This is a genomic window from Termitidicoccus mucosus (genome assembly GCF_038725785.1).
Classification (GTDB): Bacteria; Verrucomicrobiota; Verrucomicrobiia; order Opitutales; family Opitutaceae; genus Termitidicoccus; species Termitidicoccus mucosus.
The window spans coordinates 7,806,616-7,820,080 of the sequence record NZ_CP109796.1 but is presented as its reverse complement, the minus strand read 5'-3'; the positions used below and the strand labels follow the sequence as shown (position 1 = coordinate 7,820,080).

The 13,465-nt window shown below is 64.8% G+C and carries 6 protein-coding genes; all 6 read right to left on the bottom strand.

Going from position 1 to position 13,465, the window contains the following annotated elements; all coding sequences use genetic code 11:
- Nucleotides 1-452 precede the first annotated feature (452 nt).
- The 6 genes from OH491_RS27330 to OH491_RS27305 all read right to left on the bottom strand — a co-directional run bounded on the left by OH491_RS27330 (nt 453) and on the right by OH491_RS27305 (nt 13,371).
- Nucleotides 453-6,878: an autotransporter outer membrane beta-barrel domain-containing protein gene (locus OH491_RS27330; RefSeq protein ID WP_342750782.1), complete on the bottom strand. Its 6,426-nt coding sequence runs from the start codon at nt 6,876-6,878 to the stop codon at nt 453-455.
- A 47-nt stretch (nt 6,879-6,925) separates the two neighbouring features.
- Nucleotides 6,926-7,699: a hypothetical protein gene (locus OH491_RS27325; RefSeq protein WP_068772735.1), complete on the bottom strand. Its 774-nt coding sequence runs from the start codon at nt 7,697-7,699 to the stop codon at nt 6,926-6,928.
- A 49-nt stretch (nt 7,700-7,748) separates the two neighbouring features.
- The gene (locus tag OH491_RS27320; protein ID WP_334319676.1) at nt 7,749-9,287 is read right to left on the bottom strand and encodes a sialate O-acetylesterase; all 1,539 of its coding nucleotides are present in this window, start codon (nt 9,285-9,287) and stop codon (nt 7,749-7,751) included.
- 133 nt (nt 9,288-9,420) lie between these two features.
- The gene (locus OH491_RS27315) at nt 9,421-10,701 is read right to left on the bottom strand and encodes an MFS transporter (protein ID WP_068772737.1); all 1,281 of its coding nucleotides are present in this window, start codon (nt 10,699-10,701) and stop codon (nt 9,421-9,423) included.
- Between the two features lie 33 nt (nt 10,702-10,734).
- On the bottom strand, nt 10,735-11,088 hold the full coding sequence (locus OH491_RS27310; protein ID WP_068772738.1) for a cupin domain-containing protein: 354 nt from the start codon (nt 11,086-11,088) through the stop codon (nt 10,735-10,737).
- Nucleotides 11,089-11,160: 72 nt separating this feature from the next.
- A complete protein-coding gene (locus tag OH491_RS27305; protein ID WP_068772739.1) occupies nt 11,161-13,371 on the bottom strand; it encodes an alginate lyase family protein in 2,211 nt (736 codons plus the stop codon).
- Between the last annotated feature and the right edge of the window lie 94 nt (nt 13,372-13,465).

Here is a 13,465-nt window from a genome sequence, read left to right as displayed (position 1 = left end):
GTCGTGGCGGGGCATCAGGGAAAAGGGGTGAAAAAATTTGTTTTGTAAGATGCTGATGTCCTGCATAATAGCATGCTGCTCGCTGGGCGCTGGCTGGAAGCTGAGGATGGGATGTGTGAAAGAACCTGAAGTCGCGGACTGGATGCAAATGAAGGGAGCAAATAACGGCAAAGAAAAACGGCGGGGCAAGAGCAACTTTCCCACAAGTTATTCACAGGCGAAATGGGGATAAGTTTTTTCGTTTTTTGGTTGCAAGGACACAGCGGGTTTTGTGGCGGATTTTTTCAGAGGGAAACGCGGGAAAAGGGCGCGGGGACTCCCGTTGGAGGGACGGCCTCCGGACCGTCCGGGTTTCGCTGAAGTCGTCGCAGGCACGCCGCAGAACGGACGGCACGGAGGCCGTCCCTCCAAAAGGATAACCCAATATCCCCAGAAAATCCGCATGCACACGCTCACCACATGTGCCGGAAGCCGAAGTTGAAGCCCCAGGGTTTGTCGTAGTAGTCGGCGCTCGCCAGCTCGTAGTCGATGTAAAGCTGCGTCCGGCGGCCGGGCATCCACATCAGGCCGCAGCCGCCTTCGATGCGGTCGCCCTTCAGCGTCGGATTGAAGCGGTCGCCGCCCACGATGACCTGCCCGTCGGTCGTCCACTGCGACGCGCCGTAAAGTTTCACGTAGGGCTGGAAAAACTCGCCGAAGCCGCTCGTGAAGCCGCGCCCGAACAGGAAGCCCACCCTGCCCTGCCCCGTCGTGCCCCAGCGCAGCTCGACCTCCATGCCGTTGCTCGCGCTGTATTCCTTGCCGGACAGCATGGTGAACGCGCCTTGGATTTGCGGCTCGAAGAACCAGCCTTTGCCAAAGTCGATCTTTTTGCCGGCCTCCAGCGAGCCGCCGATGGCGTAGGTGTTGTAGCGCGCCGAGATGAACTCGCGCGTGGTGGCCGTCGCGTTGAAACGGTTCTTGAATCCGTTGTATTTCAGGACGCCGTCGAGATACCAGCCGTTGCCGGTGACCACGGTGCCATAGACGCCGCCATACATGCTTTCGCTCCTGCCGTCGCCGGCGGAGTCGAAATCGCGCTCGGCCTGCCCGTAGCCCATGAAGCCGCCAATGTAAACCGCCGCGCCGGTGCCGTCGATGTTGCCCACGTTGCAGTCTAGCCCGACGTCGCCGCCGATCTGGCGCTCGGAAAACGCGACGCCGGTCGCCTTCGACTCCACGTCGAGGCGCTGGCCGTAGCCGCGCAGCCAGGTCTGCCAGCGGCCTTTTTCCGCGGGCAGGGCGCGCAGTTCGCCCATGCGTTTGTGCACGGTGTCGAGTTCGGCGAACCAGCTCAGCGGCATCGCGCCTGACATGCCGGTGATGATCCCGCCGGCGTTGCTGAGCGCGCCGCTGCCGCCGAGGCTCACTAAAACCTGCCCGTCGCCGTCGGCGACATTGAGCGTGTAGGCATACATGCCCGCGTCGATGTGGCCGCCTTCCAGCTCGAAGGTCGCGCCGCCGCCGGAGGGCGCGACGAGCAAATCGACCGGGGCGCCGAGCGCGGCGGGGGCCGCGCCGGTGTTGGTGACGACAAGCGTGTAGCCGCCGGACGGGGCGCTCGCGACGGCGAACTGGTCGCCGAGGCTGAGGCCGAGGTTGGTGTTGAGCGCGAGCACGCCGCCGCCGGAAAGCGAGCCGAGGGCGGCCCGCTTGAACGAGGTGGCGGAGGGCGCGAAGCCGAGCGTGCCGCCATTGGCCAGCTCGACCGCGCCGAGCGTGGTGTTGGTCGCGCCGAGCAACGCGCGCGCCGCGTCGATGCGCACGCTGGTGGACGCGCCGCCGAGGCCGCCCGCGGAGGATGCGGTGACGGACGCGCCGCCGGTGACACTGATGCGGGCGATGTCGCTCGCGCCGGAAAGCGTGAGCGCGCCGCCGGTGATTTCGAGCGAGCCCGCGCCGGTAAACCGGTTGGCAACCGTGCCCGCCGGGACATTCTCGAACACAAACGCCGCGCCGTCCGCAACCGTCACGGCTCCCGCGCCCGCGCCGGCCGCCTGGCGCGCGACGAGGCGGCCGGCGGCGACGCTGGTCGTATCCGCGGTGTTCGCACCGGCGATGACGAGCGCGCCCGAGCCGGTCTTGGTGAACGCGACGGAGGATGCGGCGTTTTTGTTGATCGCGGCCCAGGCGGTCGTGGCGCTGTCGGCGACAAACACCTCGCCCGCCGCGCGCAGTTCGAGGGCGCGGGCGGTGGTAAAGCCGCTGCCCGTGACCCGGAGCGAACCGCCGTTGAGCACGACCTCGCGGTGCGCAGTCGTATCGCCGAGTTGCGCATCGGCGGAGACTTCGAGCGCGCCGCTGTCGATGCGCGTGTAACCCATGTAGGTGTTGCTTCCGGAGAGCGCGGCCGTGCCGCCCGCGCCGGCGGCGATGACGACAAACACGCCCTGCTTCGTGGCGCTGCCGATGTCGAAGGCGGTTTCGCCCGCGCGCAGCGTGATGCGGTCGTTGCCGCCGATGACGCCGCCCTGCGAGCCGGTGAGGACGAGCCCCGACCAGTCGTGCGCGCTGGAGCCGGAGGTGTCGAAGGAGGTTTCGGAAAGATCGAGCCAGCCGCCCGCGAGCGCGACGACGTGCGTGCCGCTCGCGGCGGCGAGGCCGTCGATGCCGCGCAGCATCACATAACCCTCGCGAATCTCGGTCGCGGTGTGGCCGAGCGCGGCGGCGTTGGCATAAACGAGATCGCCCGCGCCGGTCTTGGCCAGCGTGCCGGAACCGGTGAGCGTGCCGGTGAGGAAAAGTTGCGCGGCTGTCGCGATGTCGGCGGTGACCACGCCGGGGGCGTCGGCCCCGATGACGGTCCGGCCGGCGAGCGTGCCGGAGCCGGCGATCACCGCGCCCGAATTGAGGCGCAGGTCGGCGACGGTGAGCGTGCCGGCGGCGGGTCCGCCGACTTCAACGCGCGCGCCGGACGCGGCGGTGACCGCACCGTCGGCAAACCCCGCGCCGCCGAAAGCCGCGCCGGAGGCGATGCTGACCGCGCCGCCGAGGCGCGCATTCGACGCAAGCGCGACGGTGCCGGACAGCACGTCGAATTTTCCGGCAAACCCGGAGCTGTCGGCCGTGAGCGTGAGCGCGTCGGCGCCGAGTTTCGCGAGAGTGGCGCCGGTGCCGCCGGAGGCGAGCGTGCCGCCGAGGACGAGCGAGTGTCCGTTGGTGTCGAGGGCGGCGGTCTGCGCGTCGTCCACGACGAGGTTGTTGGGCAGAGCGGCGCCGGGCTCGGCGGAAAGCCTGAGCGTGCCGCTGCCGGTGAAATGGATGCCGTTGCCGCCGTCGCCGAGGTGGTCGGCGCGGGCGAAGACAATCGTGCCGGCGCGCACCTCGACCCCGCCGGCAAAGTTGTTCGCGGCGGAATTGGAGAACGTGAGCGTGCCCGCGCCGTCCTTCACGAGTTTGCCGGCGGGGTCGTCAACCGCGCTCGAGCCGCCGACATGGATGACATTGGCCGCGCTCGCCTCGATGCCATGCGAGCCGGTGAATTCGTAGTCCGCGGCGCCCTGCATCCATAAATCGGATACACGCATCACCCCGCCGTTGATGGAAAGGATGCGGTTGCCGGGGTTGGCGGCGTCGGCGACGCCGTCGAAAATCACGCGGTCGCCGCTGGCGAATTCATTGACCGAGCCGGAATCGGTCCAGTTGACGGTGGAGCCGTCCCATTCGGCGCTGGTCGAGCCCGTCCACCGGAGCACGCGCGACATGTCGGCGCCGGCGGTGAGGATGAGGTCGGAATTGGTGGACGAGAGCACGACGCTCTGGCGCGAACCGCCGCCGCCCGCGATGGCGACGCTGGCGTGCCCATCCAGCGCGGCGAGATTGCCGAGGTTGAAGGTGCCGGTCTGGAAGCTCTCGATGAGGATGGTGCTGTCGCCGCCGCCGAGGACGAGCGGCGCGCCGGTGAGCGCGATGCGGTCGCTTTCCTGAAACCCGTCGCCGCCGGTCGTGCCGAACAGGTCGTATTTGAGCACGGCGCCGTCGAGCGAGAGGTTGTTGAGCGTGAGCGTCTGCGCGCCGGGCGTCCCGGGCAGCCCGATCTCGATGATGCCGCCTGACTGCACGGTCACGCCGCCCGCGCCCGTCCCGGCGACGCCTCGGCCGCCGAGCGTCGCGCCGTTGAGGACGGTGACGGCGCCGCCGAGCTGCGCGCCGGACGCGAGGAGAAGCGAGCCGGCGGCGATGCGGGTGGAGCCGGCGAAGGCGGCGTTGTCCGCGTCGAGGACGAGGAGGCCCGCGCCGGTTTTCGCGAAGACATCGGCGCCGGTGGCGGCGTTGAGCGTGCCGCGATAGGTGGCGCTTCCGCTGCGCACCTCGACGGCGGCGGTCGCGCCCGCGCCGATGTCGATTGTATTTGAAAATTCAATACCGCTGACGGCGGGACGCAGCGTGCCGCTGGCCGCGGCGGCAAACGAGACGGACGTGCCGCTGGTGCCGATCTGGTCGGCGCGCGTGAAGGAGATGACGCCGCCGTCGATGTCGATGCCGCCGGCAAACTGGTTCGCCGCGGCATTGGCAAAGGCGAGTTCGCCGCCGCCCGACTTCACCAATTTTCCGGTGGGCGTGAAGGTGGAGCTGGCTATGGTGTAGGCCGTGCCCGCCGTGATTCCGCCCGCGCCCGCAAAGGTGTAGGTGCCGCTGGTGTTGACCGTCATGTCGGCGACCTGCACGCCGGCCGCGTCGATGCCGACGGATTTGCCGGCGGCGGAATCGTCGAAGAGGACGCGGTCGCCGTTCTGGAAAAAGTTTTCCGGCGTGGCCGCGTTGTCCGTCCAGTTGGCATCGGAAGCGGTGGAGGCCTTCCACGTGCCGTCGGCGGCGCCCGTCCAGTTCACGGCGAGATTTTTGGTGGAGAAATCGACCACGAGTTCGCTGCCGGAGCCGGCGCTGTTGACGGTCGGCGTCACCCCGTAGCGCGCGGTGGGAGCGAGGCCGTTGACGTAAAGGGTGAAGTCGGAGGTGGTGAAAGTGGAATTGGCGGTCGTGAGAAGCGTATAGGTGCCGGAGAGGCCGAGGAGGTTGATGATGTTGCCGCCGCCAAAGGAGAGCGAATCGGCGGTGAGTTGATCCGACGAGGCGCCGCCGAACAAATCGAAGCTGATGGTGCCGCCGGTTTCGAGCGTGAGCGGCGTGGACGAGGCGAAGGAGAGCGTCTGGGCGGAATTTGGGGCGGTGCCGGTGAGGACGCCGACGTTGATCTGCGCGGCGCTGAGAGCCTGACCGGCATCGATGGTGCCGTGGCCGGCAAGGCGCAGGCCGCCGGCGATGGACGGCGCGGAAGAATCCAGCAACAGTGTGCCGCTATCGGCGACCTCAAGCAGGGTGCCGGCTTCAATGGCGATGGCGCCGGCGCTGATCGCGCCGTTGCCGGAAAGCGTGGCGCCATTTTTCAGAGTGAAGGCCCCGGTGGAATTGCTGGCGCCATAAATTGCACCGTTGGCAAGGCGAAGGGTGGCGCCGGCAGCAACAGTGGTATCGGCGGTGATATTGGATTTGTATGTATCGAAAAGCACAATACCCGAGCCGGAAATATCAACGAGGATGCTGGCTGAGGAAGCGTTGGAAGTGCTGGCGACAGGGTCGTGGAAAGCAATGGTATTGCCTGTGCCCGTATTGAGGACGAGCGTATGCGTAATGGCACTGCTGGAATTTTGGGAAATGAAAAGCGCATTGGCGTTTCCATTGGCGATATTACCGTCAAAAAGGATGTCGGCGGAATCGGCGTTAAAGGCAAGATTGCCGCTGGCTGCGGCCCCCCAATAAACAGCACCGCCATTGCCTGTTGCGGCCGTGTTGTTTGTGAAAGTGGAGCCACCGTTAAAAGTGCCGCTGCCTTGAAGATAAAACGCGCCGCCACTCGATGCCGCGTAGTTGCCTGTCGCCGTGGTAACACCGGCAACAGACATATCCGCCTGTACATAAAAAGCGCCACCATGCGCGGAAGTGACAACATTCCTGTTGGCGGTGTTGCTGGCGACAAACAAATCCTTATCGGCAACGAGGAAATACACGCGACCCGCGCCGCCGTTGCCGTTGACCGTGGCATTGCTCTCAAGCGTGGCGTTGTCCATGAACCAAAGTTTTGTGCCGGCCGTGTTCATGTGGATTGCCCCGCCGTAGTGCCCGCTGCCGTTGTTGGCCGACTCATCACGATTGCCCGTGATTGTGGCGCTGCCGGAAAAGGTGATGTTGCCGGCAGCGTAGATGGCGCCTCCGGAATTGGAAGTGGTTTTATTGTTCGAAAGGATGGCATTGGCATTAAAGACAAGATCCTGTGCGCGAATGGCGCCTCCCTGGCCTGATGAAGTGTTATTGGAGAATTCCACCAAGCCTCCCACACTGCCAAGGACAATGGTTCCTCCCGACGTGGTGCTATTGACGCCGGCTCCATTGCCCGTGGTGCTGAAGCCTTTGATCGCATAGCTGCCGAGGATCTCAGTCGATTTATCATCACCGGTCGGAGCGCTAAAGCCAATTGCCGCTCCGGAGCTCGTATAGGTGCCGGTGCCTTGCAGGGTGAGATTTTGAAGATAGATCGTGTTGCCTTCGATGTATGATGTAATGGCACGCGCGTTGTTGGCGGCGGCAATCGTAACGCCCGATCCCGAACCTTGAAGGGTGAAGACAACGCCGTCTTTGGAAGTCCCCAAGCTTATATTGCTGGTCAGCGTCTGATCCGCACTGATGACGATAGTCTGGCCATCCTGGACGGCATTGACGGCGGCATTCACGGTGCTGTAGGAAGAACCAGTGGTCTGATTGATAACCGTCTGCGCCAATGACACGCAGGGGGCCGCAATGAGAACCGCCATGCAGGCGGAAAGCATGTTAACATTTTTCATGATATCAAAGTATTAATAATTAAGAAAGCATCCCCTGCCCCCACTTGTCACTCGATGGTATCGATTTTTATATTACTGATTATAAAATCCAGACCAGCAGCGGCTGACACTGTGGAAAATCCAATGCGCCCCATTTGGTTTTCCGTGCCGGCGAATTTGTCCACGGTCACATTGCAGACCTGCCTGCCATTCTGATAAACGAGCATGCTGTTCACAGGAACGGAGAGCGCGGAACCGTCCGGCGCTGTCACGGAGAGCGCGCGGCCATCGTGCCCGTTAAGATAGATCACAAACTGGTTGCGGGTCCCGGCGCCGCCGAGGGAAGACTCCTTCGACTTTTTGGAACCGCCGTCGAAGCGCGCCCCGCCGTCATTATAAAACCGGCCCGTGACGAGGCGGCGGGCGTTGGCGTTAAGCGTGGCCTTGGCGTCGCCGAAGGCGCCCACGCCGAAATTCATCGACTCGCGCTTCGCGCCGGCGGGCGCACCCATCCAGGCGAGGTCGAAGGCGACCTTTATCGCGCTTTGCTGCGCGGCGGCATTCTTCGCGAAATTATAATCCAGCGTGATGCCCTTCGGATCGTTATCGATAAGGCGCACGCCCTTGCCCGTTCCGCCACCGGCGGCATTGGCCGCGCCTTCGACAATGCTGGCGCTGAGGGTATCGGTCGCTTTTTTGGGCGTCACGGCGACGGCCCGCGAGGGCGCGGAACCGGCCGCATCGGAGGCAAAGTCTTCATCGAGCAGTATCCCGGCGGGCAGCAGCGCGGGGACGAGCAGGAGGGCGGACAGGAAGGCTGCGGAGCGGAGCATGGTTTTCATGGCGGTGACGGATTGGATTTTTGATGGAAGGCGGAGGCGGGGCGGCGGCTCACCGGTTCCCGAAGGTGACCTCGGGCCAGTCGTCGGTGCGGAAGGGCGACGCGGGAAGGCCGGCGGCGCTCACGATATTGCAGTCGGGGTTGTCGGCCCACGCATAGCGCGCGGCGGCCGGTTTTTCGACGGTATCGCTCCAGATGACGATCGCATTGCCCTCAAGCCGGGCGCGGGCCGGGACAAACTGTTTGTCGGTGCCGGCAATGGTGAAGCCGTGCGGCTCGCCTCCGTCACGGGTGCGAAGCGCGACGGTGGAGGGCGAAAATTGCACGCGGATTTCGCGACCCTGAATCTTGTGGCTGCGCGGATACGGACAGATGCCATCGGCGGGCGGGCGCAGGCCGAAGAGCGACCCGGCGGCGGACGCGAGGCGCCGGCCGACGGGGAGTTTTTCCTTCGGGTGCAAGTCGCCGGGATCGCCGACATCGATGGTCACGGCCATCGCGGTGTGCGGCAGCGCGAGTGCGCGGAGTTGCGCCTCGCGAAGCTCGGCCCAGCCGCTGCGCGAGGGTTCGGGCTGGCGGGCGAGATTCGGGAGTTGCACGTAGAGGAAGGGCAGGTCGTCACGATTCCAGAGATCGCGCCACGAGCGGATCATCGCGGGGAAAAGTTTCCGATACTGGTGGGCGCGCTGGGCGTTGCCTTCGCCTTGATACCAGAGCACCCCGGAAAGCGCGAAGGGCGCGAGCGGCGTGATCATGGCGTGGTAAAGGCCGGCGGGCTGGTATTGCGTGCCGGGGCCGGTGCGGAGGCGCGGCTCGGCGGGCAGCATGCGGCCCTCGGCTTTCGCTTTCTGGACGGCGATTTTCCACTCGGCGACGAGGCGCTCCTTGTTGGCTTCGAAATCGGCCTTGATTTTTGGGAAATCGGCCATGGTTTCGTCCCAGCGCGTGAGGATGGGCTTCAGGTCGGAATCGGCGTCGAGCACGGCGCGCGGCGTCCAGGCCTCGGCGGTGGTGCCGCCCCACGAGGAATGGATGAGGCCGACGGGGATGCCACCGTTGTCGGCCTGCCATTGCAGGCCGAAGAAATACGCGACCGCGGAAAAGCGCGCGGCGGTCTCGGGCGTGCAGTCGGCCCACTTGCCCTTGCACGTGAACTGCGGTCCGTCGGCCACGGCGCGGTCCACGCTGAACAAACGGATGCCGGGACGCGTGGCGGCGGCGACATCGGCCTCGGCGCGCGCGGACTGGCGAAGCTGGAAAAACATGTTGGACTGGCCGGAGCAAAGCCACACGTCTCCGACGAGAATCTGGTGGAAGGCGAGCTTGTTTTTGCCCGCGACCTCCAAGCGAAGCGGCTGCGCGCCGGGCGGAAGCACTTGGAGCGGCGGGAGCGCGACGCTCCAGGTGCCGGAGGCGTCGGCGGTCGCGGCGGCAGTGTGCCCGGCGAGCGCCACGGCGATTTTTTCGCCCGCGTCGGCGCGTCCCCAGACACGCACGGGCTGGCCGCGCTGGATGACCATGCGGTTGCCAAAAACAGCGGGCATTTCGACATCGGCGCGCGTGGCGGCGGACGCGAAAAATGCGAGCACGGCGGCAGAGCACAGTGTGAGATGGGAACGAATGTTTTTTCCGGGATGCATTGTCATTAAATCAGGTTGCGACACACGAGAGCGCCTGCACCACGGCGAAGCGCTTCCGCGCCGGCGGTTTTATTCGCGGAAATCATTTGCCAAGGTCCACGCGCTGGATGGTGCCGCTGAAGTAATGCATCGCGGCCACGCCGAGGGGGACGAGCACGGCCACGAGCAGAAACACATACATGTAGCTCACGCTGCTGATCGCGGGCACGAGCCACGTGCTGAACACCAGCGTGCCGAACACCGCGCTCATGCCGCCCATGCCGGCCACGGTGCCGACGGACTTGCCCGAATAGAAGTCGCTCGGGAGCGTCTGGATGTTGTTTATCATCACCTGGAATCCGCAGAGCGCGACCGCCATCACGATGACGGACAACACCGGCTGGGCCGCAAACGCGACGATGACAAGCGACGGGAACGTGAGCAGCGCGCCAATGTGCACGGCACGCTTGCGGGCCCGGTCAACCGTCCAGCCCTGGCGGATCTTGTGCCCGGAAAACCAGCCGCCGCCGAGGCTGCCGATGGCCGCGCCGAGATACGGCACCCACGCGGACATGCCGATTTGCCTGATGTCAAAATGGAAACGGTCGGCGAGATAAATGGGCAGCCAGCTCACGAAGAGCCACCAGATGGGATCGATGAAGAAGCGCGACACGACCACCGACCAAGTCTGGCGGTGCGACGCGGCTTCCTTCCACGTCATGCCGGGCGCGGAGGACGCCGCAGCCGACTGCGGCCCGGGCCTCTCGCCGCCCATGATGTAGTCGCGCTCGGCGGGCGAAATCCACGGATGCGCGCCGGGCGACGAGCGTGCAAAAATCCACCACGGCAGAATCCAGATGAAACCAAGCCCGCCGACCACGAGAAAGGTCGCGCGCCAGCCGAAATGCCCGAAGAGCCATGCGATGACGGGCGCGGAGATGACGGCGCCGAGCGAGGCGCCGGCGTTGAAGACGCCTTGGGCGAGCGCGCGCTCCTGGCGAGGGAACCACTCGGCAATGGCCTTGGTGGCGCCGGGCCATGCGCCGGCCTCGCTGAAGCCGAGCAGCCCGCGAAACGCACCGAGGCTGAGCACGCCGCGCACGGCGGCGTGCAGGCAGCAGGCGAGCGACCAGACGAAAATCGAGAGCACGAAGCCGAGCCGCGTGCCGATGCGGTCAATCAACCGCCCCGCCACAGCCTGCCCGAGCGCATAACACACCATGAACATGGAGATGATGCTGGCGTAGGCGTGCTTCGAGATGGCGGTCTCCTTCTCGATCTCCGGCCACATGATGGCGAGCGCATTGCGGTCGATGTAATTGATGACCGTGGCCACGCCGATGAGGCCGATGATCCACCAACGGATGCCTTTGAGTTTTTTCATGAAAATAAAGCGCAAGAGAACGGGAACGATTGATCAGGTCCCAGGCAGGAAGTCGGCGCGGGCGGGGGTGAACATGTCGATGAGGATGGCGTCCTCTAGCGCCTCGACGCCGTGCGGGATGTCGGCGGGAATATAGTAATGGTCGCCCGCACCGAGCACCTGCGTCTCGTCGCCGATATGCACCTTGAAGGAGCCTTTCTGGATGTAGGTGATCTGGCGGTGCGGATGCCTGTGCAGCGCGCCGATGGAGCCTTTTTTGAACTCGACGTAAACCGACATGATGTCCGGTCCGTAGGACATGATTTTGCGGCGCACGCCGTCGCCGACTTCATTGAATTTGATGTCGGCGAATTTGATGAAACGCTGTTCGTTTAGCGGGACGAGCATGGTGGAATTTTCGATTTTCGATTTTGGATCGGGCGCGGTGACGCCCTTGGTGGAGTTGAAAGTGTTTCCGCGTCAGCGGCGGATGGCCGCGTTGCCTTTCCAAGTGAAGGTTTCTTCGCCTGCGACGAGGGTGTGCGCGGCCTGCGCGTCGTCGCCGGTCCGGTTGGAAAACATGAGCGTGAGGGCAAGTTTGTTTTTGCCGGTCACGCGGATGACCGTGCCCTCGTCGGTCGCGGCGAGGACGCGCACTTCCTCGATGACCGGCGTGCCGCCGTAGGTGACCTCGGTGGTGCCGTTCCAGTCGCCGTGCGGCTCGATGACACTGGTGAACACGGTGCCGCCCTCCGCGGCGTCGCGGCGCAGGATGAGGGCGCGCTCGGGACGGAGGTTGAAATTCGGGTCGTTCGCACCGGCGAGCGTGAAAAGGAGCCGGGTCGATGCCCCGGCCGCGGCGTGCAGGGTGTAGAAACGCGAGCCGTTCATCCATGTGAAGCGGACGGGCCCGGAGGTTTCGCCGGAGCCTTCGAGCCAGAGGTGCTGGTAGCCGTGCTTCTTGCCGAGCGGCGCGAGTGCGGTGGTGTTGCGCGCGAGTTCGGCGTTGATGGCGAGAAATGTGCCTTCGTAGTGGAAGGGCAGATCGTAGCGGTGTTTTTTGCCCGAAACGGCGCGGAGAACATCGACGACGATGGGATAGTCGAGGCGCGCGTCGCGCACCATCGCGGTCGTGCGTTGCATGGCGACTCCGGGATAGGCGGCGGTGTCGCGCGCGCTGGCGACCTGAAAGTCCGGGTCGCCTGCGTCGAAGTAGTGGCGGTCGGCGTGCTCGTTTTCGGCCGTCGCGTAGCTGCCGCCGTATTGCGTGGTCTCGTCCACCACGAGCGTGTTGTGCGCGACGGTCTGCTTCGCGTAGGTTTTGTTTTCCGGCAGGTAGCGTCCGCCGAATTTCTGGTCAACGTTCAGGTAGCGCGCGGCGCCGTAGTCGGGGATGATTTCGCGGCCGTTGTCGTAATAGATGAACTGGAGCTTGTCGTAGTGGCCGTGCTCCATGCCGAAGGCGGTGTATTTGAGCGCGGCGAGCGAATCCTTCGCGGGATTCGGTCCGAAGCGGAGGAGGGCGAGGCCGCCGGATTTGCCGTCGGGTCCGTCGGAGAGTTCGACGCTGTGCAACGGATACGCCGGCAGCGGACCGGTGGCGATGGCGATGGCGCGCGCGACCTCCAGGCCGGCGGCGCCGAGCGACACGGTGCCCTGTTCGCGGGCGATGGAGAGCAGGCGCGCGTCGTGCCCGAGGCGGGCGTAGGTGAGGTTCACGCCGAGCACCATCTCGGCGGTGTGATAGGTTTTTTCCTTGAGCGCGTCGTTGATGGGCAGGAACGCGCCGCCGGTCCAGCTTTGCTGGAGCGTGGCATCGAGCGCCTTGCCGAGCAGACCGCCGCGATACTCGAAAATCTTCATCTCCGGCTGGTTGTTGTCGATGACCTGCGCGAAGAGAAAAAACGGCATCAGCGCGTAGCGGGCGTAATACGGTCCCTCGCAATAAAAACCGTCGGGCGAGAAGAGCAGGTCGATCTGGCGCAGGTAGCCGAATTCGCCGTCCATCTTCGAGCCGCGCAGGGCCTGCCGCACGAGTTTCTCGTCGCCCATCACATAGCCGATCATGCCGACGGCGGTGGCGGTCCATGTCCCATGATTATGGATACGGTCGAACTCCTCGATCTGCGTGTTCACGAGGAAATCAGCCATCGGACGGAATATGTTTTTTTCGTAACGCCCGCGGTCGGCGGGCGCGAGCGTGTCGTAAACACAGTCGTAGGCCTGCGCGACGTGGACGAGCCAGACGGTCTCGTTGAGGCTCTGCCAGAAGATGCGGCCGTAGGCCTGCTTGTTGGCCGCCGGGTGCCTGCCCAGCGTCGGGTAGAGTTCGGCGTAGCGATCGAGCTGCGCCTTCACAAAGGCGGAGTAGCGTGCGTCGCCAGTTACCTGATACAGGAACCCGGCCGCGTGCATTTCGAGATAGTTGCGCTTGTGGCGCTCGTGCGTGTAGCCGGCGGCGTCCTTGGGCTGGGGCACGTCGATGGGATTTTTCAGCGCGGTCTCGACGCGGGTGACGGCGGCCTGGTAGGCGGCGTCGAAGAGCGGATATTTGCCGAGGTTTTCGCGAATGAGCGCCGCGTCCTCCGCGGTGAGCGTAAGGCAGGGATGCCTGGAGGAAAGGCCGAAGGACTGAAGGGGCGAGAGGCCGAACAGGACCAGAAGCGCGAGGATGGAAAGATGCGGTCGCATGGGAAAAACGGGATGAAGGGAAAGGGTTTTTATCGTTCTCGTTCTCTTACTCGTTCTCGTTCTCTCTTTTTGTTTGCGGAGCGTTTCGAGAACG

Coding starts and splice junctions, on each gene's coding strand:
- OH491_RS27330 (WP_342750782.1), bottom strand. CDS start 6,878: ATGAAAAATGTTAACATGCTTTCCGCCTGCATGGCGGTTCTCATTGCG.
- OH491_RS27325 (WP_068772735.1), bottom strand. CDS start 7,699: ATGAAAACCATGCTCCGCTCCGCAGCCTTCCTGTCCGCCCTCCTGCTC.
- OH491_RS27315 (WP_068772737.1), bottom strand. CDS start 10,701: ATGAAAAAACTCAAAGGCATCCGTTGGTGGATCATCGGCCTCATCGGC.
- OH491_RS27310 (WP_068772738.1), bottom strand. CDS start 11,088: ATGCTCGTCCCGCTAAACGAACAGCGTTTCATCAAATTCGCCGACATC.
- OH491_RS27305 (WP_068772739.1), bottom strand. CDS start 13,371: ATGCGACCGCATCTTTCCATCCTCGCGCTTCTGGTCCTGTTCGGCCTC.